Genomic DNA, 19,995 nt, shown 5'->3' on the forward strand with positions numbered 1-19,995 from the left:
TGCTGCAATTTTAGTCAGGATGACATTAATAAGTGAAGCCGCTAAATGGCAGGCAATTTAATAGTCGCTAAGCTGAGAACATAACTTTACATAACAAACAGAAGCACGCTGGCAAAGGCTAATTGCAATGTCGAGAACGAGGCGTTAAATGTCAGAAAAAACCTGTACCATTATTTATAATGGCGAGCCCCTGGTCGGCGCCGTTAATCAGCCCTTGATCGACTTTCTCACCGAGCAGGGAAAAAAACTTCCTCATGTCTGTTACCACCCGGCGCTGCAGCCGCTGGAGAGCTGCGATGTCTGCTGGGTGGAAGCCAATGGCGAAAAGGTGCGCGGCTGCACGCTGCGCACCTTCCAGGGTCTGGAAATCAACAGCGAAGGGGAGTGGCCGCGCGCCGCGCAGCAGGAAGGCATGGACCGCATCCTGAATCGCCACGAGCTTTACTGCACGGTTTGCGAGCACAACACCGGCGACTGTACGCTGCATAACACCGTTGCGGATATGCATATCCCGATTCAGTATTACCCCTACCAGCGCAAGCCCACCAGCAAAGATCATTCCAACCCCTTTTATACCTACGATCCTGACCAGTGCATTCTCTGCGGGCGCTGCGTCGAGGCGTGTCAGAACGTCGAAGTGAATGAGACGCTGAGCATCGACTACACCCAGGAGCATCCGCGCGTCCTGTGGGACGGCGGCACGCAGATCGCTGGTTCGAGCTGCGTCAGCTGCGGCCACTGCGTCACGGTCTGCCCCTGTAACGCGCTGCTGGAGAAGACCATGCAGCCCGACGCCGGGCCATTCACGGCGATGGATGAAGGGCTGAAACGTCCGATGATTGACTTCGTCAAATCGCTGGAGAACAGCATTGGCATGGAGCCGATCACCGGCATCTCGCTGATCGATGATGCGCTGCGTCAGGCGGAAATTAAGCGCACCAAAACGGTCTGCACCTACTGCGGCGTAGGCTGCAGCTTCGAGATCTGGACGCGCGATCGTCATATCCTCAAGGTGCAGCCGGTCGCGGATGCGCCCGCCAACGGCATTTCCACCTGCGTAAAAGGCAAGTTCGGCTGGGACTTTGTCAACAGCCCGCAGCGGTTGACCACGCCGCTGATCCGCGAAAACGGCCGCTTCCGCCCCGCCAGCTGGGACGAGGCGCTGGATCGCGTGGCGCAGGGACTGCGCGACGTGGCGCGTCAGCACGGCGGCGACGCTATCGGCTTTATCGGCTCCAGCAAGGCCAGCAACGAAGAGGCCTACCTGACGCAGAAAATCGCCCGCCTGATTTTCGGCACCAATAACGTCGATAACTCGTCGCGCTACTGTCAGAACCCGGCGACCGAAGGGCTGTTTCGCACTGTTGGCTACGGCGGCGACGCAGGCACCATCCGCGACCTGCAAAAAACCGAGCTGATCATCACCGTCGGCAGCAACCTGGCGGAGAACCATCCGGTCATTGCTTCGCACATCAAGCAGAGCCACAAGCATCGCGGGCAGAAGCTGCTGGTGGTGGATCCGCGCAAACATGAGATGGCCGAGCGCGCCGACCAGTTCCTGCGCATCAAGCCAGGCACCGATATGGTGTGGGCCTCGGCGATGGCGAAGTATATGTTCGATCACGGTTATGCCGACGAGGCATTCCTGGCGGAGCGCGTCAATCAGGTCGAGGAGTATCGCGCGTCGCTGGCGCCTTTTACCCTGGCGTTCGCCAGTGAGGTCACCGGCCTGAGCGTGGAAGCGCTCACCTCGGCGGCGGAGATGATCGGCCAGGCGGGCAGCGTGTGCCTGCTGTGGGCGATGGGCATTACCCAGCACAGCCACGGCGCAGACACCAGCACGGCGCTTTCGAACCTGCTGCTGGTGACCGGCAACTACGGGCGCCCAGGCACCGGCGGCTATCCGATGCGCGGCCATAACAACGTGCAGGGCGCGAGTGATTTCGGCTGCCTCAGCAACGTTTATCCTGGTTATGAAAAAGTCTCCGATTCAGCGATACGCGAAAAATGGGCGCGCGCCTGGGGCGTGACGCCGGAGGCGCTCTCTGACCAGCCCGGCGCAGATAACTTTATGATGGTGCAGCAGGCGCACGAAGGGAAACTGCGCGCCATGTATATCACCGGCGAAGAGACCGCTTTCTCTGACGCGGATTCCACCAAAGTACATGAAGCCTTCAGCCGTCTCGACTTCATGGTCGTGCAGGATATCTTTATGAGCCGCACCGCCGAGTTCGCCGATGTGGTGCTGCCCGGCGCGCCGAGCGTGGAAAAAGAGGGCACATTCGTCAATACCGAGCGGCGCATCCAGCACTTCTCACCCGCAATGGCGCCGCTGGGCGACAGCCGTCCCGACTGGTGGATTTTTACCGAGCTGGCTGCACGGCTGGGCCACCACTGGAACTACCCCAACCCGGGCGCGATTATGGCGGAAGCGGCCGGCATTGCGGAGATCTTCGCCGGCGTCAGCTACGAGCGGCTGGTGGGCTGGCAGTCGCAGATCTGGCCGGTGACGCCGGACGGCGAGAGCACGCCGCTGCTCTATACCGAGAAATTCAAGTTTCCGGACGGCAAGGCGCGGCTCTATCCGCTGAAATGGCAGCCGCCCCTGGAAGAGGCGGATGAGCAGTACGATCTGATGCTGGATAACGGCCGCATGCTGGAGCATTTCCAGTCCACGAACCAGACCGGCCAGGGCGGCCGCATGATGTCGCTCTCGCCAAACTGGTTTGTGGAGATCTCGCCGCAGCTGGCGCAGGCGCGCGGCCTGCAGGAGGGCGAGTGGGTCACGCTGACATCGCGGCGCGGCACGGTAGAGGTGCCGGTCGTGGTGACCGATCGCGTAGCGGGCAACGTACTCTTTATCCCTATTCATCACGGTAAGCCGGGCGTCAACGGCCTCACGGGCGAGCATCACGATCCTGACGTCAATACCCCGGCCTATAAAGAGATTGCCGTCAGCATGACCAAACTGGCGCGCACGCCGCAGCCGAGCCCTATCCCACGCCATAATTTCCGCCACGGCCAGCGCACGCCGCTGGATCATCTGCCCATTGAGCAGAAATGGCAGCAGGCGGGCTATGTTGAGCCGCCTGAACACGTTGAACATCCGGAGAAATTCTAATGGCTGAACGCCTTTCCTATACCGTGCCGCCAACGCGCACCGAGAAAACCGCGCAGGAAGCGATGGATGAACTGGTGGAAAACCTGCATGAGCACGGTTTTCTGCGGCTGGCCAATGACGCCATCAAGGCCAATAACGATATTGGCAAAATTCTGGTGGCTGGCCTGAACCGGCCAGGCACGCAGAGCGCCCTGCAGAATATATCGCTAATCCTGATGACGCTGAGCACTATTCCGCCCGAGCGGCTCAACCATATTCTGCTGGCGCTGCGCGACGCGGCGATGGCAATGAAGCCCGCCAGCGACGCTACGCAGCAGGAGGGCCATGCCGCGCCAGGCCTGCGCGGCGTGCTGCATCTGCTGAGTGACGAAAAACTGTGGCAGGGACTGCGGCCGCTGTTCGCCGCACTGGAGGCTTTTTCCGCCGGCATGCAGCGCGAGGAGGAGAAGCCGATCACCCGCTACAGCGGAAAGCCGAGCAATGAGTGACGCGGAATGGGTGCTGCTGCTGTCGCGCGGCCAGTTCGCACTCACCATGGGGATGCACATTACGCTGGCCGCGCTGACGCTTGGTCTGGCGCCTTTTTTGCTCTGGTTCGAAGCGCGCTGGCTGTGGGGAAAGCAGCCGGGCGCGCGCGAGGCGCTGCACTTCTGGCTCAAGGTCTTTGCGCTGACGGTGGCGATCGGTGCGGTGTCCGGCATCATAATGGAGATCCAGTTTGGCACGCACTGGTCCGGGCTGTCGCAAAAGGTCGGCGGGGTCATTGGTCCGCTGCTGTTCTATGAAGTGCTGGTGGCCTTTTTTCTTGAGTCGGGTCTGACTGGCGTCATGCTGTTCGGTATGGGCAAAATTAAACCGGGCCTGCACTTTATCGTCACCTGTTTCGTGACGCTCGGCGCGCTGCTGAGCGCTTTCTGGATCCTCGCCGCCAACTCCTGGCTACAGACACCCACCGGCTTTATCCGCGACGAGAGCGGGCGCTTTCTGCCGGAAAGCTGGGCGATGGTGCTGTCGGCACCCAGCTTTCCCTACCGCTTTAGCCATATGCTGCTGGCCTCGCTGATCGCCGTGGCCTTTATGATCGCGGGCGTAGCGGCGCGCCGTCTGCTGCACAACGTTCAGGAACAGGCTGCGCGGCGCATGCTGACGGCCGCGCTCAGCTTCACGCTGGTGGCGGTGCCGCTGCAGATCGTCGTCGGCGATCTGCACGGGGAGAATACGCTGGCGCATCAGCCTGCCAAGCTGGCGGCGATAGAAGGCAGCTGGCACCCGCCAGCGGCAAACCGAGGTGAACCGCTGCGGCTGTTCGCCTGGCCCGATCAGCAGGCGCAGCGCAACCGGCTGGAGGTGGCGATCCCCGATATCGCCTCGCTCTATTTACGCCATAATCTGACCGGCCACATCAAAAGTCTCAGCGAATTTGATGCGCAAAACCTGCCGCCGGTCGCGCCGGTTTTTTTCGCTTTTCGTCTGATGGTGGGGCTGGGCGTGGTGATGCTGCTCGCCAGCCTGGTGGCAAACGTGCAGCACTGGCGCGGGCGGCTGTCAACCTCGCGCCGTCTGCTGCGCATGCTGGTATGGCTCTCACCGGCAGGCTTTATTGCCATGCTCTCAGGCTGGCTGGTAACAGAAATCGGCCGTCAGCCCTGGACGGTCTACGGCATGCTCCGCACTGCTGACAGCATCTCCGCGCTGCCGCTCTCTACCACCGTGGCGGTACTCGCCGCCATCGTGGTGGTTTATGGCGCGAGCTTTGCGTTAGGGCTGCGCTATCTGCTGCGGCTGGTCTCAGCGCCGCTGCCGCCTGAGCGTGACGTTGTCACTCAAGAGATCAGGACATCGCCATGACGCTCGCTGATTTTGCCGCGCTGGCGCTGCTGCTGTCGATGCTGATCTATGTGCTGCTTGACGGCACCGATCTCGGCGTCGGTATGCTCTTTCCCTGCTTCCGCGAGGAGTCGCAGCGCAGGCGGATGGTGAACAGCATCCTGCCCATCTGGGACGCCAACGAAACCTGGCTGGTGCTGCTGGCGGGCGGCATGTTCGCACTCTTCCCGGCGGTCTACAGCCTTTTGTTCAATGCACTCTGCGGACCGGTTTTCGCCATGGTGCTGGCGCTGTTTCTGCGCGGCCTGGCGCTGGAATATCGCGCGCAGGCGCAGGAGACGTTTCGCCACTGGTTGGACAGGCTAATGTGCGCCAGTTCGGCAGTGGCGGCCTTTCTGCAGGGCTGGTGCGCAGGCGTGGTCTTCAGCGCAGAGCCGCAGCGAGGCCTGGAGATTGGCTTCTCTCTGACGCCGCTGCTGTGCGGGCTGGGGCTGGTGGTGATCTATCTCCTGCTTGGCTGCTGCTGGATCCGCTGGCGCATCGGCGGGGATGTTGAGGAGCGTGCCAGCGCGCTGGCCTGGCTCTGCTGGGTGCTTTCACTGGTGCTGTTTTTGTCGGTGCTGCTGCTCAACCGAGACATCTGGATGACTGCCTGGCAGCGCTGGCCGGGCAAAATCGCCGCCGCGCTGATTTTCCTCTGCTGGCTTGCCCAACTGCTGGCGCTGTGGCGCGGCCGGGCGACCTGGCAACTGGCGCTGACGCTGGGGCTGATTACGGCGGTGTTTGCCGGCGTCGCCTGCGGTTTCTATCCCTGGCTGATCCCCTGGCAGCAGGATCTGCACCGCAGCGCGGCGCCGGCGGCGACGCAACGCTTTGTGTTGATCGGCGCCGCCATCGTGATGCCGCTGACGCTGATCTATCACAGCTGGGCGTTCTGGGTGTTCCGCGGCAAAATGCGTTAGGCTTTGCCGCTCTCCGTTTGCTGCTGACGCGCCAGGGTGCGCGCCAGAATAGAAGAGTAGAGCGGCTTGCCGCCAAGGAACTGCGCCAGCAGCGTCGCGCCCAGCCCGGTAACGATCATCGGCAGGATCAGCTGATAGTTATCGGTCATCTCCAGCACCAGCACGATGCCGGTCAACGGCGCACGCACCGACGCGGCCAGCAGTGCGCCCATGCCGGCGATGGCGAAGGTGGCGGGCTGCAGATGGTAGAGCGGGAAAAGGTCCGCCATCAGCACGCCGAAGGCGGTGCCCAGCACCGTCCCCAGCGCCAGCATGGGCGCGAAAATACCGCCTGGCGCGCCAGAGCTGAAGCAGAGCAGGGTGGTGAACATCCGCACCGCAAAGATCACCAGCAGCACGCCAAAAGTATAGTGGCCGCCGGTCGCCAGCGGGATCAGCTCAAACCCGCCGCCTGCGCCCGGTGCGAACCACAGCGCCAGCAGACCGCAGCCGCCCCCGAGCGCGCCGCCGATGGCCACCGCGCGCCAGATCCGCCCGGCATAGAGGCGTGCGAAGGCGTCCTGAAAGAGAAAAATGAGTCGGTTGAGCAGCACGCCCACCATGCCGAACAGCATCCCCAGCACCAGGTAGAGCCACAGCGTTTCTACCGGCGCATCCGCCAGTTTGCCGACGGAGATGACCGGATGCGCGCCGTTGAGCAGGCGAAAGACAATGCTCGCCATAATGACGCCGGTAAAGACCGCCTTGATAGAGATCAGGTTGTAGCGAAACTGCGGCCGCATCTCTTCGATAATAAAAAGTATGCCCGCCAGCGGCGCGTTAAAGGCGGCCGCCAGCCCGGCCGCCGCGCCGGTCGCCAGCAGCGAGTGGCGCGCTTCGTCGCTGCGGATACGCAGCAGATCAAGCACCATGCGGCCAATGTTGCCGCCAAGCTGCACCGTTGGCCCTTCGCGACCCAGCACCATGCCCGCGCCCAGCGTGCCCATCCCGCCGAAAAACTTCACCGGGATAACGCGCCACCAGCGCACGGGACGCAGCTCTTCCAGTGCGCCTTCAATTTCCGGGATGCCGGAGCCTGCGGCCTCCGGCGCAAAACGCCGCACGAGAAAATAACCCACCATCGCCAGCAACGCGGAGAGGATAAACACCAGTGCGTAGAGCCTCCAGCCGCTGAGCAGCGTCGGATCGGCCAGCGACAGACGCCACTGCTGCACCCAATGGACCGCGCTGGCGAATGTACTGCCAACCAGCCCAACGATAACGCCGACCAGCGCGGCGGAGATAAGCACCGCGACAGGGGTTTTGTCGCGGTTAAGCAACGCCCGGAACATGCGGTTGCGTGCCGGGATTGACTGAGGAACATTCACTGAGGAGTGCGTTTCGTTATTCACTGTCATTCACTGCTGCAGAAAAGGAGAGGTGAAGTGTACTGCAATCGCCATTTTCCGTCCTGCATTGCGATCGTTTGATGGCGGACGCGGGGCAGCTACTCCGCTTCGCTGCTCTCCTCAATCATCTCTTCGCCCTGATTGCGGATATTACCGACCTTCTTCGTGACCGGGTGCCAGCGAAATGCCGTCTCCGGCAGCGCCGCCTGCCCGGCGATCTCTTGCGCCCGTTCGGGCGAGGTTTCCTCACTGAGCCACTCCCCGACCGCGTCGGCGCGCAGCACCAGCGGACGACGGTCGTGAATATCTACCATGCCTTTGTTGCTGGCCGCGGTGACGATAACGAAACCCTCATGCCCGTGCGCCTTATCGTAGGGCGCCTTGCCGATGGCGGCGAAAAAGAGCGGCTCGCGCTGCGGGTGGTAGATAAAAAAGGGCTGCTTGCGGCTCCCCTCTTTTTTCCATTCGAACCAGCCGTCGGCAGGCACGACGGCACGGCCGTGCTGCCACAGCGGCTTGAACATGCGCCCGGTAGGCGCGGTCTCGCTGCGCGCGTTAATCAGCGGCTGCTTATGCCACCACTCGGGGCCGTAACCCCAGAATACCGGATCGAGATGCAGATGCGCGTCGCGCATGTTAAGCAACAGCACGCGGGTGCCGGGCGCGACGTTGTAGCGTGCAATCGGCTCGGGATCGTAAATCAGCTCGTCGTCGGCGATGCCGAGCGCGTCAAAATAGTCGTTCCGGCTGCGATACTGCGCAAAGCGTCCACACATAGTTGTTACCTCCGCTGTAAGCATAGCTATATCTGGCGATCTGTTTTAGTTGATGCATAAACCAGGCAATGCTGTGACGGGCGCGTAAGAGCCCCTATTTAGAGTGATAGTGCGAAAAAATTATTCCGCTATTAAGCGCAGCGCTTAAACCGAGCCTGAAACCTATTTACTCCCCATCTCCGCTTCTACCCAAAAAACTGACTATCCTTCTATTAAATAAATGACTTTCAGGAGGGAAGATGAAGTTTTTCTATTTCGTTTCGCTTATCGCTGCTGCCGGTTATCTGCTGGCTTTCCTGCCCAAACTCCGAACCAAACGTGAGCCCGTCGCCTATTGGGGATGCTGGATTTACCTGGTCGCAAACGCCATTTACTGGGCGATCTATGCGCTACGTTATTATTTCCATTTTTAACAGCAGAAATTGTCTGCCGCAGGAGAAAAGATGTCTGAAAATAAACGTGACCTGATGCCATACCTGCTTTATTACTGCCAGTCTCGCCTGCTGGTGGAAAATATCGACGGCCATGTGGTCGATATCGGCGGGGCCGAGCTGGTGGGCGGTAAGCTGCGCTGGCAGCTCGACGGCAAAGAGGTGGAAGGTACCACGGAAAATGAGCCTGAAGAGATGCTGAATGATGTTGCCCGGCACCTGAGCTTTTTATTTATCGACGGGCAGTTCACCAGCCTGCCGGACGTGCGCGGCGAATATGGCGACCGTCTTGATAACGCGCCGTCGCGCGAAATTTCACTGTCGGAGCTCAACGACAGCGATGAAGGTATCGTGCGTTAACCGCTGCCAGGCTGCCGTCGGCAGCCTGGACAACCGGGTTAGCTGGCGGCGCGCTGCGACGCCATGCCGGGCACCAGAATGACCTTACGGCAGTCATCTTTGCGCTTCTCAAAGATCTCATAGCCGTGCGCGGCGTCTTCAAGGGGCATATGGTGGGTAACGATCTCTTCCGGCGTCAGCAGTCCTTGCTCAATCAGCGACAGCAGGCGCGGCAGATAGGCCTGCACGTGGGTCTGTCCCATCCTGAACGTCAGCCCTTTGTCGAAGGCGTCGCCGAACATGAAGCCGTGAATAAAGCCGGCATAGACGCCCGGCACGCTGACCACGCCGCCGCGCCTGACGGCGGCGATACACTGGCGCAGCGCCTTGCCGCTGCTGCCTTCCAGCTTAAGGTTGCTTAACACCGTCTCGGTCAGGCTCCCTTTCGCTTCAAAGCCGACAGCGTCGATCACCGCGTCAACGCCCCGGTTATTTTTCGTATGCTCGATAATCCATGCCGCCGGGTCGTCGATATCGTCAAAGTTAATTGGCGTGACGCCGTAACGCTGACGGGCAAATTCCAGACGATAATTGTTATGGTCGATCATAAAAATCTCTTCTGCGCCGACCAGGCGGGCGCAGGCGGCGCTAAGCAGACCTACCGGACCCGCACCGAAAATCGCCACGCTGGAGCCTTTATCCAGACCGGCGTTCTGCACCGCCTGCCAGGCGGTCGGCAGGATATCGGACAGGAACAGCACCTTATCGTCCGGCAGCGTCAGCGGCACTTTAAACGGGCCGACATTCGCTTTCGGCACCCGCACATACTCTGCCTGACCGCCGGGCACGCCGCCGTAAAGATTACTGAAGCCGAAGAGCGCCGCCGGCGGCGTAATGTTCTTCTTGTTCAGGATGGCGCCGCGGCCGCTGTTGGTGGTTTCGCAGGCGGCATACTGATGCCGGTGGCAGTAAAAGCAGTCGCCGCAGGCGATGACAAAGGGCACCACCACGCGATCGCCGACGGCGACACTGGTCACCGCCGAGCCCGCTTCGACCACTTCGCCCATAAATTCATGGCCAAAGATTTCGCCATGCTCGGTACCGGGAATCTTGCCGCGATAGAGGTGCAGGTCAGAGCCGCAAATCGCCGTGGCCGTCACGCGCAAAATAATATCGTCCGGCTCCTGCAGAACAGGATCGGGAACGGTTTCAACGCGAACCCGGTGCGGGCCATGATAGGTCAGAGCTCTCATATCAACATCCTTTCTTGATGAGTGTGCCGGTCGCCATGACGCAACACGGAAATTCCACGCCGGAGGCGCACTTCCCGGACGTTTCAGGGATGGCGGGCGTGGAAGACGGAGATGGTTTAAGCCTGGCCGCAGATACAGGTAAAGCAAGCGCGGCGGCTGTTGCGCAATCAGGCGAGACGGCGAACGCTTAGTAAAACGCTTAAAAAAATACTGGATATAACAACAGTATCCTGTATACTTATTCAACAGCCCAGACGGCTGCGTACGTTTGCATGAGGTGACGCTGATGATGTTCTCTACTGAAAATCTTTCTGCTCTCAACGCTTCTGTCCTGATGAGCAGCCGTGAAATCGCCCGACTGACCGGCATTACCCACGGCGAAGTAAAACGTTTGATCAAAAGCCTGGAAACCGCGCAGCGGCTTTCGCAGCCGTTGACGATCAACCTTTACGAGCATGAAGGAGAGATGCGTCAGGAGTTCTGCCTGAACAAGCGCGACTCGCTGCTGGCCGTTGCGCGCCTGTCGCCGGGCTTTACCGCCGATCTGCTCGACAAATGGCAGGAGCGTGAAAAAGTGGCGCATCTGCCCGACTTTACCAACCCCGCTGAAGCGGCGCGCGCCTGGGCAGAGCAGTTTGAGCAGCGCCGCGCTGCCGAAGAACAGCTGGCGCTCTCCGCCCCAAAGGCGGAATTTTTTGACCGCTTTGTTGAGGTGACAGACTCGCTCGGTTTTCGCCAGCTGTGCAAAATGCTGAAGGTGAAAGAGCCAGAGTTTCGTCAGTTCCTGCTGGAGCGTAATATCATGTACCGCGATAAAGGTACGCTGACCCCGCAGCATCACCATTTGCAGGCGGGCTACTTTACGCTGCGCTCGGGCGTGGGCGAAAATCAGCATGCGTTTTCGCAGGCGCGCTTTACCGCCAAAGGGGTGAAATGGGTCGCCAGCCTGTGGGCGGGGCATGTCGCTACGCAGCCCAAAGGCGTCGCCGCCTGACTCGTGCCGCATGCAGGTTAAAACCGGTCGCTGACCGGTTTTTTTATGCCTGCAATTTCTTGCCGCGCGCTATAGCCCATCCACAATGGTGATCATCGCTTCCGCCACGTCGGCGCGTTCGGCGCGGGCGCGCTGATAGGCCTCGGAGTGATAGCAGTCGAGCGCGCTCTGATAGTCGTCGAACTCAATCAATACATGCTTCTGAAAAGCGGCGCCTTCCAGCGATGTCGCTTCGCCGCCGCGCGCGAGGAAGCGCGCGTGGTAGGCCTGAAAGGCGGCCGGGGCCAGCGCCATATAGTGCTGATACTGCGTCGGATCGTGAATAGTGACGTGCGCAATCCAGTATGCGGCCATGGTTTACTCCGGTTGAGAAAGGATCTGCTTTGCCAGGCTAGCGGCTTCAGTGAGATGCTCATAAACCGCCTGTTTCGCGCGCGGCGCATCGTTCTGCTCAATCGCCTGACAGATACGCGACATGCGTTCAAAGCCCGCGACTTCGCGCTCCGGCCAGGCGAGCGTCAGCGCGCGCAGGCGGCTGATGCGGCTGTTCATACGCTGCACAATCTCCCAGGCGATGGTGTGATGCGCCACGCTGAACAGGGTTTCGTAAAACGCCTGCGACGCCTCGACGCGCCTGATATCGTCGTGCTCACGCGATGCCTGCGCAATCTGCTGCAGCTGCTGGCGCAGCCGTACCTTATCGGCCTCGCTGGCGCGCTGCGCGCAGTCCCAGGCGGCCTCCTGTTCCAGCAGCAGGCGAATATTGTAAATCTGCTCGGCAATCTCCCACGTCAGCAGGGCGACGATCGGCCCTTTTTTCGGCAGGATCTCAATTAAGCCCTCCGCTTCCAGATAGCGGATCACCTCCCGCACCACGCTGCGGCTGACGCCGAGCTGCTCGGTAAGCTGACGCTCTACCAGCCGGTCGCCCGCCTTAAAATAGCCAGCGATAATCGCCTGGCGCACTTTCTTCAGCGCCAGTTCGCGCAGGGTCACTGGCGCGTTTTCAATTCTCAGAGAATGGTTATCAACCATCAAATCCCTCTGTATTCAAGTAGATAAATTAACCTGACGCGGGTCCGACTGCGCCGGGTGGTAACTTACTATTAACACCGAACGATCGGCGCGCGCAATGCCCAGGCTACGGCGGCGGGTGCGCATAAACAGGTTAAATCTGGCCCGCCTCACACTTTTGCACTCTGCTTAAAAATAGTGCGTTACGCCAGTCGGCGACGCGCAATGCCTTGATGCACGCGGCTTTTTCGCTCTGGCATTTTGAACGTGTCAGTAACGATCTGTTCAATAACGCAGCAGGACTCCTGTCTAAAATCCTGTTTCAAATCAGCTGATTAACACGCTGAAAGCGGTGTCGGCAGCCCTCAGCATGCCATTTCGTATGATGGTATACCATATTTTGACATGGCAATTTTCCCAGTGCTATACCACTCACGAAACATTCATTTAGCATTTTGATAACTTTCAGGAGAGGACTATGCATCCCGCCATTCGTAAAACGCTGGTGACCACCGAAACGCTGTACGTCGACGGCGGCAAGGCTGCTGCTAAACCCCTGGTGATGATCGCCGCTGCCGCCGTAGTGAAAAACCCCTGGGCCGATCGGGGCTACGTTGAGGATCTGACGCCGCAGATCCGCGAGCTCGCGCCGGTGCTGGGCGAACTGCTTACCCGGCTGATTCTGAAAGAGGCGGGCAGTGGCGAAAACGTCGAAGCCTTCGGCAAAAGCGCGGTTGTCGGGCTTGATGGCGAACTGGAACACGCCTCCGCACTGATCCACACGCTGCACTTCGGCAACCACTACCGCAGCGCGGTGCAGAGCAAAAGCTATCTGGCATTTAACAACACGCGCGGCCCGGCCAACACGCCAGTGCTGATCCCGATGATGCATAAAAACGACGAAGGCAGCCGCGAACACTACCTGACCATGCAATTTAATATCGGCGATGCGCCGCGCTACGACGAGATCGTTATCGCGCTGGGCGCGGCGCTGGGCGGCCGTCCGCATCACCGTATCGGCAACCGTTACTCCGACCTGAAAGAGTTAGGCCATGATGCGAAAAACCCAGCGGCTCTCTGACGGCGGGATGCGCGTCAGCTATCTCGAAGTTGGGCAAGGCGCGCCGCTGGTGCTGATCCACGGCGTCGGGATGAATGCCGAGGCCTGGTTCCCGCAGATTGAGGCGCTGAGCGCGCGCTTCCGCGTGATTGCGGTCGATATGCCGGGCCACGGCGAGAGCGATGCCTTTAGTCGACCGGTCTCGCTGCCGGACTATGTCGCCTGGCTGGCAGCGTTTCTCGACCAGCGGCCGGAGTCACGCTTCGCCGTGGCAGGGCACTCAATGGGCGCGCTGATCGCTGCCGGGCTGGCGATCGACTATCCGGACCGCGTCAGCCACGCCATCGTGATGAGCGGCGTCTACCGCCGCAGCGACGCGGCGCGTCAGGCGGTATTGCAGCGTGCCAAAGAGCTGGCGGCCGGGGATGCCCAGCTGGATTCGCCGCTGGCGCGCTGGTTCGGCGACGACGAACGTGAAACCGCGCTGCGCGACCGCGTCGGCGGCTGGCTGCAGCAGGTCAATCTGCAGGGCTATGCTGCCGCCTATCAGGCATTCGCCAGCGGCGACGCGGTCTACGCCGACCGCTGGGACGAGATGCGGTGTCCGGTGTTAGTGCTGACCGGCGAGCTGGACGCCAATTCGAATCCGCAGATGGCGCGCGCCATGGCCGCTGCAGCGCCGCAGGGACAGGCGGTGGTGATCGCCAACGCGCGGCATATGGTGAGCCTGACGGACGCGGAACGCGTCAGTCAGGAGATGATGACCTTCCTGACCGCACCCCTCGCGGCGGAAAAAGAGATCAACGCACTGGCAGGAGTTTCTCATGCAGACAGATAAACGCAGACAGCTGCGCGACGCGTTCGGCGCCTTTATGACAGGCGTCACCGTGGTGACCAGCCGCGACAAAGCGGGCCAGCCGATAGGCTTTACCGCCAACTCTTTTACCTCGGTGTCGCTCGATCCGGCGCTGCTGCTGGTCAGCATCGACAAGCGTTCGGCCAACTTCGCCAACTTTACCGAGTGCGCGCACTTTGCGGTGAATATCCTGGCGGAGCAGCAAAAAGAGACGTCGAATATCTTCGCCTCGAAGGTAGAAGATCGCTTCGCGCTGGTGGAATGGCGCGCCAGCGACAACGGCACGCCCTTGCTGGAGCACAGCTCCGCCTGGTTCGACTGTGCGCTGCATCAGGTGGTGGATGCGGGCGACCATGCGCTCCTGATTGGCAGGGTCGAGGGCTTCGACTCTCAGGCGACCGCTGGTCTGGGCTACTACCGCGGCGCCTATTTCACGCCGTACCAGAATGCGCAAACCCTGATCAATCGCCTGCGCGTCGAAGTCAGCGCGCTGATCGAATGCAACGGCCACGCCATCATGGTGGAGAACGCGGGCGCAGCCAGCCTGCCTTCGCGCCCTGTCGCTGACGGCAGCGTCAGCGAAACCCTGACTGCGCTGATGGCCGACCTGGGCGTCAACGCCAGTCCCGGCTTTGTCTATTCGATTTACGAAGATCGCCAGAGCAACAAGCAGCATATCGTCTTTCTCTGCGCGCTGCCGACCGACAGCACGCCTGGAGTGCTCAGCCAGGGCGAATGGCTCGATCTGGAAAAAATTTCTGCGCTTTCCATCAAAGATTCGGCGCTGAAATCGCTGATGAATCGCTTCGTCAGAGAGAGTAGCGTCGGCAATTACAGCATCTATTACGGCGATGAAATCAACGGTTCAATAAAACAATTCGCCAGCTGAAACTCGTACCGGGGTACCCTATGAAACTGTCACTCTTTATCCATATGGAACGCATCTCGCCCGACGAGCCGCAGGACAGGCTCTACCAGGAAATGATGGCGCTGTGCGAGATGGCGGATCAGGCCAATATGCACGCCATCTGGACCGGCGAGCATCACGGCATGAACTTCACCATCGCGCCTAACCCGTTAATCAATCTGGCCGATCTGGCGAACCGGACCAAAAACGTGCGGCTCGGCACCGGCACGGTGATCGCGCCCTTTAACCATCCGCTGCGGCTGGCGGGCGAAGCGGCGATGACCGATATCATTACCGGCGGGCGTCTGGAGCTGGGCATCGCGCGCGGCGCCTACAGCTACGAGTATGAGCGCATGATGCCGGGCCTGACCGCCTGGGATGCCGGCCAGCGCATGCGCGAGCTGGTGCCCGCGGTGAAAAAGCTGTGGGAAGGGGATTATGCCCATAACGGTGAGTTCTGGCAGTTTCCGCTCTCTACCTCGTCGCCGAAGCCGAAACAGCAGCCCCATCCACCCATCTGGATCGCCGCGCGCGATCCCAACAGCCACGAGTTCGCCGTGACCAACGGCTGCAACGTCCAGGTTACGCCGCTGCATCAGGGCGATGAGGAGATCGTGCGTCTGGCGCAGTGCTTCCACGAAACGCGTCAGCGCCTCGCGCCGGAGAAGCCGCTGAAGATCATGCTGCTGCAGCACGGCTACGTGGCGGAGGACGAAGCGGACGCGCAGCAGGCGGCGGAGGAGCTTAACCGCTTCTACAACTACTTTGGCGCCTGGTTCAAAAACGAACGACCGGTCACTCAGGGACTGATCCAGCCACTGAGCGACGCCGACATCGCCGCCAATACCTACTACTCCGCGGCAGCGATGCGCAAGAACCTGGCTATCGGCAGCGCCAACGAGGTGATTACGCGCCTCAAGCACTACGAAGCGCTGGGCTATGACGAATTTGCGCTCTGGATCGACAGCGGCATGACGTTCGAACGTAAAAAGGCGTCTCTGACCCGCTTTATCAACCAGGTGATGCCCGAATTTCATTAACAGGTGGCGAGATGGAATCGTTCAAACTCTTTATTAACGGCCAGTTTGAGTCGGGCGCCGCAACGTTCGACTCGCTGAATCCCGCCACCGGTCAGCCGTGGGCGACCATCGCCGAAGCGCGCGCGGAAGAGGTCAACCGTGCCGTCGCAGCGGCGCATCAGGCCTTTAACGCACCGGCATGGCGCGACCTGACCGCATCAATGCGTGGCAAGCTGCTGATGCGGCTGGCGGATCTGGTCGAACAGAACGCTGACGAGCTGGCGCGGCTGGAGACGCTCGACACCGGCAAAATCATTCGCGAAACCCGCGCGCAGATCGCTTACGTCGCCGACTATTACCGCTATTACGCCGGGCTGGCCGACAAGATGGAAGGGCGCGTGCTCAGCATCGACAAGGCCGATACCGAAACCTGGACGCGGCGTGAGCCGGTAGGCGTTGTGGCGGCGATCGTTCCCTGGAACAGCCAGCTGTTTCTCTCTGCGGTGAAGATCGGCCCGGCGCTGGCGGCGGGCTGTACGCTGGTGGTGAAGGCGGCCGAAAGCGCGCCGACGCCGCTGCTGGCCTTCGCTCGCCTGATTGCCGAGGCGGGTTTCCCGGCGGGCGTCTGCAACGTTATCACCGGCTTCGGCGAGCGCTGCGGCACGGTGCTGACCACCCATCCCGACGTGGCGCATATCGCCTTCACCGGCGGTCCGGACACCGCGCGCCATATCGTGCGCAACAGCGCGGAGAACCTCAGCAAAACCACGCTGGAGCTGGGCGGCAAGTCGCCGTTTATCGTTTTTGACGACGCCGACCTGGAGAGCGCGGCCAATGCGCAGGTGGCGGCGATCTTTGCCGCGTCGGGCCAGAGCTGCGTCGCCGGTTCGCGCCTGCTGGTGGCGGAAAGCATCAAAGAGCGCTTTCTGGCGACGCTGGTGGCGCGCGTCGAGCGCATCATCATCGGCGCACCGCAGGAGATGACGACGCAGTTTGGGCCCCTCTGCACGCAGCAGCAGAAAACCCGCATTCAGTCGCTGGTCGCCCGCTCGCTGGAGCAGGGTGCGAGACTGCTGACCGGCCACTACGCTATCGACCGGCCCGGCTTCTACTATCCGCCGACCATCCTTGACTGCTCCGCCGCGCCGCGCGCCGAAACGCTGGTGAACGAGCTGTTCGGTCCGGTGCTGTCGGTGGTGGGCTTTCGCGATGAGGCGGAGGCGATTCGCCTCGCTAACGACACCGCCTACGGGCTGGCCGCGGGCGTCTTTACGCAGAATTTGGCGCGCGCCCATCGCGTGACGAAGGCGCTGCGCAGCGGCGTGGTCTGTATCAATACCTACCGCATGGTGTCGCCGCTGGCGCCCTTTGGCGGCTACGGCCTCTCCGGCCACGGCCGCGAAGGCGGCATGGAGGCGGCGCTGGAGTTCACCACCACCAAAACGGTGTGGCTGCGCACCAGCGACGAGCCCATCGGCGATCCCTTCGTCATGCGTTAACTGCGTGACCACACCAGGAAAAGACCTCACGGATGAGGTGACCCGCAGGCGCGCGCCGCACGGATACCGGCGCTGCGTCTGACGTAAAGGATGAATTCAGAAGCCCGATTGTTGTCGGGGCCACGACGGCCTCCGGCCAGGCTTTGCCGCCGTTCAGCTACGCAACCCTACACATCACAAAATAAAAATCCCCAGTGCGGAGGATAAAATGTCTCAAAACAACGTGATAGAAAATAAATCGATAGACTACGTGCCGGAAAACGAGCGGCACGGCCAGGCGCGCAGCCTGTTCACGCTGTGGTTCTGCACCAATATCGCGCCGCTGGCGGTGGTGACCGGTGCCATCTCGACCCAGACTTACCACCTTAATATCCTCTCGGCGATCTCGGCGATTATCGCCGGGCATCTGTTCGGCGGGCTGTTTCTGGCGCTCACCTCGGCGCAGGGGCCGCGCGTCGGTATTCCGCAAATGGTGCAGAGCCGCGCGCAGTTCGGCCGCTACGGCTCGCTGCTGGTGATCTGCTTTACCACGGCGATCTACCTCGGCTTTTTTATCTCCAACGTGACGCTCTCCGGCAAGGTGATCAATAACGTGATCCCGGCGCTATCGGTCCACAGCGCCACCATCCTCGGCGCGGTCGCGGCAACGCTGATCGGTATCGTCGGCTATCGCTTTATCCACCATATCAACAAGGTCGGCGCCTGGGTGATGGGCATTGCGCTGGTGGTGGGGCTGATTGTGATGCTTGGCCGTCCGCTGCCGGTGGATTTCTGGCAGCGCGGCAGCTTCAGTCTCAACGGCTGGTTCGCCACGTTCTGCATCTGCGCGGTGTGGCAGATTAGCTTCTCACCCTATACCTCTGACTATTCCCGCTATCTGCCCGCCAATATCGGGGTGTTCAAACCCTTTATCTGCACCTGGCTCGGCGCCTGCTGCGGCACGATACTGGCCTTTTTGTTCGGCGTGGTGGCGGTGAATGTAGTCGGCGGCGAAGGGGACGCGATGGCGGCGGTGCGGCAGGCGACCGGCTGGCTCGGGCCGGTGCTGATGGTGCTGTTCCTGCTGAATATCATCTGCCATAACTCGATGAACCTTTATGGTTCGGTGCTCTCGCTGATTACCGCCGTGCAGACCTTCCGCCCGACCTGGCTTCCGGCTGCGCGCGTGCGCGTGCTGTTTTCGGCGGTGGTGCTGGTGGGCGGCGTGCTGGTATCGCTGGCGGCATCGGCCAACTTCGTCTCTTTCTTCCTGAACCTGATCTGGGCGCTGATCGGCGTGCTGCTCCCCTGGAGCGTCATCAACCTGCTCGACTTTTATGTGGTGAAGCAGCAGCGCGATGACATCCCCTCGATTTTCCGCGCCGACGGCGGTCGCTATGGGCTGGTGAATGCCAACGCGCTGCTGATCTATTTCGGCGGCGTGATGGTGCAGATTCCGTTTGTCGAGAACGCTTTCTTTACCGGACCCTATGCCCATTTGGTCCCTGGCGCCGATATCTTCTGGGTGATTAGCCTGGTGGTGACCAGCGCCGCCTATCTGTTGTTCCATAAAAAAGGCGCATCGCTGATGGCGCCCCAGCAGCAGCGTGCCCAGTAATGCAGTGACCGGCGCGTTGAGGCTTGATGGTGATAAAAGTGTGAGCTAGATCTTAAACCCTGGGTTTTATTCAGGACAGGGAGAGGTTTTATGCTCAAAGCACCTTTAGCGCTACTGATGATGTCGGTTTCCGCAGCGGCTGCGGAACCGCCATCTGCGCATGTACGGCCGTTACAAGTGGGCAATCTCACCATTCAGCAGGGCAAACCGGCCATTATCGTCTCGACCACGGGCGACGATGCCGAGAGTGCGCTGCAGCTGGCGCGCCAGGCGGCGCAAACGCCGCAGGTGCGAATGGTCGAACTGCGCGTCGATAAGCTCGATTTCGCCACTCACGTTGACAGGGTCGCGCAGCTCGGGCGAGAGATGCGCCGTGAACTTCAGGGCAAGCCGCTGCTGCTGACGCTGCGCACTAAAAACGAAGGCGGCAGCCTGTCGCCGGATGACGCCAGCTATATCGCCCTTTATCAGCAGTGGATCGAGGCAGACTTCGCCGATGTTATCGATATTGAGATGCGCATCGGCGCGCAGGCGGTGGATCGGCTGGTGGCGCAGGCGCACCGCCGACACATCGCGGTGATCCTCTCTTATCATGACTTCCAGGCGACGCCGGATAGCGCTGACATGCTGCAGCGGCTGACGTGGCAGGAGGCGCACGGCGCGGACTTTCTGAAGATAGCGGTGATGCCGAGAACGCCGCACGACGTCAGCCGCCTGAGCGACGTGACCTGGCAGATGCGCCAGCGCAGCGACAGGCCGCTGCTGACCATGGCGATGGGCGGCCTGGGCGCGGTGACGCGCCTGTCGGGCGAGGTGTTCGGCAGCAATCTGACCTTCGGCACGCTGGACGAGGCGTCTGCGCCGGGCCAGCTTGAGGTGCAGGCGCTGGATCGGGCAATGAGCACGCTGCATAAAGCGAATACGCCCTCATCCTGAATCACGACTGGCGCGC

19 protein-coding genes are annotated in these 19,995 nt (G+C 61.1%); 14 read left to right on the forward strand and 5 right to left on the reverse strand.

Annotation, left to right across the window (positions count from 1 at the left end; all coding sequences use genetic code 11):
• Window positions 1-148 precede the first annotated feature (148 nt).
• From fdhF to Q9R34_RS17025, 4 genes are read left to right on the forward strand one after another with little or no spacing between them, the layout of a single operon-like run.
• Window positions 149-3,121, forward strand: coding sequence for a formate dehydrogenase subunit alpha (gene fdhF / locus Q9R34_RS17010; protein WP_485895229.1), 2,973 nt, complete (start codon window positions 149-151; stop codon window positions 3,119-3,121).
• Entirely contained in the window at window positions 3,121-3,609 is a 489-nt protein-coding gene (locus Q9R34_RS17015; protein ID WP_033748956.1) for a DUF1641 domain-containing protein, read from the forward strand. Before fdhF ends, Q9R34_RS17015 begins: the two co-directional genes overlap by 1 nt.
• Entirely contained in the window at window positions 3,602-4,969 is a 1,368-nt protein-coding gene (locus tag Q9R34_RS17020; protein ID WP_485895231.1) for a cytochrome ubiquinol oxidase subunit I, read from the forward strand. Before Q9R34_RS17015 ends, Q9R34_RS17020 begins: the two co-directional genes overlap by 8 nt.
• Window positions 4,966-5,910, forward strand: coding sequence for a cytochrome d ubiquinol oxidase subunit II (locus Q9R34_RS17025; RefSeq protein ID WP_485895233.1), 945 nt, complete (start codon window positions 4,966-4,968; stop codon window positions 5,908-5,910). The genes Q9R34_RS17020 and Q9R34_RS17025 overlap by 4 nt, the downstream gene beginning before the upstream one ends.
• On the opposite strand, the gene clcA is transcribed toward Q9R34_RS17025, so the two are convergent.
• Entirely contained in the window at window positions 5,907-7,307 is a 1,401-nt protein-coding gene (gene clcA / locus Q9R34_RS17030) for a H(+)/Cl(-) exchange transporter ClcA (protein WP_485895235.1), read from the reverse strand. The two genes, Q9R34_RS17025 and clcA, sit on opposite strands and share 4 nt — an antisense overlap.
• Before the next feature lie 89 nt (window positions 7,308-7,396).
• Complete coding sequence (locus tag Q9R34_RS17035) at window positions 7,397-8,074, reverse strand: SOS response-associated peptidase family protein (RefSeq protein ID WP_434123388.1); 678 nt, start codon at window positions 8,072-8,074, stop codon at window positions 7,397-7,399.
• A 239-nt stretch (window positions 8,075-8,313) separates the two neighbouring features.
• On the opposite strand from Q9R34_RS17035, the gene Q9R34_RS17040 reads away from it, so the two are divergent.
• Window positions 8,314-8,487 carry a hypothetical protein gene (locus Q9R34_RS17040; RefSeq protein WP_485895237.1) on the forward strand — a complete coding sequence of 58 codons (174 nt, stop codon included), beginning with the start codon at window positions 8,314-8,316 and terminating at the stop codon, window positions 8,485-8,487.
• A 30-nt stretch (window positions 8,488-8,517) separates the two neighbouring features.
• A complete protein-coding gene (locus Q9R34_RS17045) occupies window positions 8,518-8,865 on the forward strand; it encodes a hypothetical protein (RefSeq protein ID WP_485895239.1) in 348 nt (115 codons plus the stop codon).
• A 38-nt stretch (window positions 8,866-8,903) separates the two neighbouring features.
• Here the strand turns inward: Q9R34_RS17045 and Q9R34_RS17050 are convergent, their stop codons facing one another.
• Entirely contained in the window at window positions 8,904-10,097 is a 1,194-nt protein-coding gene (locus Q9R34_RS17050; RefSeq protein WP_485895241.1) for a zinc-dependent alcohol dehydrogenase, read from the reverse strand.
• Window positions 10,098-10,383: 286 nt separating this feature from the next.
• On the opposite strand from Q9R34_RS17050, the gene Q9R34_RS17055 reads away from it, so the two are divergent.
• On the forward strand, window positions 10,384-11,091 hold the full coding sequence (locus Q9R34_RS17055) for a phage antirepressor KilAC domain-containing protein (protein WP_434123385.1): 708 nt from the start codon (window positions 10,384-10,386) through the stop codon (window positions 11,089-11,091).
• 69 nt (window positions 11,092-11,160) lie between these two features.
• Here the strand turns inward: Q9R34_RS17055 and Q9R34_RS17060 are convergent, their stop codons facing one another.
• A complete protein-coding gene (locus Q9R34_RS17060; RefSeq protein WP_485895243.1) occupies window positions 11,161-11,445 on the reverse strand; it encodes a DUF1330 domain-containing protein in 285 nt (94 codons plus the stop codon).
• A gap of 3 nt (window positions 11,446-11,448) precedes the next feature.
• Complete coding sequence (locus Q9R34_RS17065; protein WP_485895245.1) at window positions 11,449-12,126, reverse strand: GntR family transcriptional regulator; 678 nt, start codon at window positions 12,124-12,126, stop codon at window positions 11,449-11,451.
• A gap of 457 nt (window positions 12,127-12,583) precedes the next feature.
• Between Q9R34_RS17065 and Q9R34_RS17070 the strand changes: the two genes are divergently transcribed.
• From Q9R34_RS17070 to aroD, 7 genes are all read left to right on the forward strand, one after another.
• Window positions 12,584-13,186 (forward strand): amino acid synthesis family protein, encoded by a 603-nt coding sequence (locus tag Q9R34_RS17070; RefSeq protein WP_485895246.1) that lies wholly within the window; start codon window positions 12,584-12,586, stop codon window positions 13,184-13,186.
• The gene (locus Q9R34_RS17075; RefSeq protein ID WP_485895248.1) at window positions 13,158-14,003 is read left to right on the forward strand and encodes an alpha/beta fold hydrolase; all 846 of its coding nucleotides are present in this window, start codon (window positions 13,158-13,160) and stop codon (window positions 14,001-14,003) included. Before Q9R34_RS17070 ends, Q9R34_RS17075 begins: the two co-directional genes overlap by 29 nt.
• Window positions 13,990-14,910, forward strand: coding sequence for a flavin reductase family protein (locus tag Q9R34_RS17080; RefSeq protein WP_485895250.1), 921 nt, complete (start codon window positions 13,990-13,992; stop codon window positions 14,908-14,910). Before Q9R34_RS17075 ends, Q9R34_RS17080 begins: the two co-directional genes overlap by 14 nt.
• Window positions 14,911-14,930: 20 nt before the next feature.
• Window positions 14,931-15,968 carry an LLM class flavin-dependent oxidoreductase gene (locus Q9R34_RS17085; protein WP_434123379.1) on the forward strand — a complete coding sequence of 346 codons (1,038 nt, stop codon included), beginning with the start codon at window positions 14,931-14,933 and terminating at the stop codon, window positions 15,966-15,968.
• An 11-nt stretch (window positions 15,969-15,979) separates the two neighbouring features.
• Window positions 15,980-17,446, forward strand: a complete 1,467-nt coding sequence (locus Q9R34_RS17090; RefSeq protein ID WP_485895252.1) for an aldehyde dehydrogenase — start codon at window positions 15,980-15,982, stop codon at window positions 17,444-17,446.
• Between the two features lie 208 nt (window positions 17,447-17,654).
• Window positions 17,655-19,043, forward strand: coding sequence for a purine-cytosine permease family protein (locus tag Q9R34_RS17095; protein WP_485895254.1), 1,389 nt, complete (start codon window positions 17,655-17,657; stop codon window positions 19,041-19,043).
• Between the two features lie 90 nt (window positions 19,044-19,133).
• Entirely contained in the window at window positions 19,134-19,979 is an 846-nt protein-coding gene (gene aroD / locus Q9R34_RS17100) for a type I 3-dehydroquinate dehydratase (protein ID WP_485895256.1), read from the forward strand.
• The last annotated feature ends 16 nt before the right edge of the window (window positions 19,980-19,995 follow it).

Origin of the sequence: Enterobacter sp. BRE11 (assembly GCF_031844285.1) — a bacterium.
Taxonomy (GTDB): domain Bacteria; phylum Pseudomonadota; class Gammaproteobacteria; order Enterobacterales; family Enterobacteriaceae; genus Pantoea.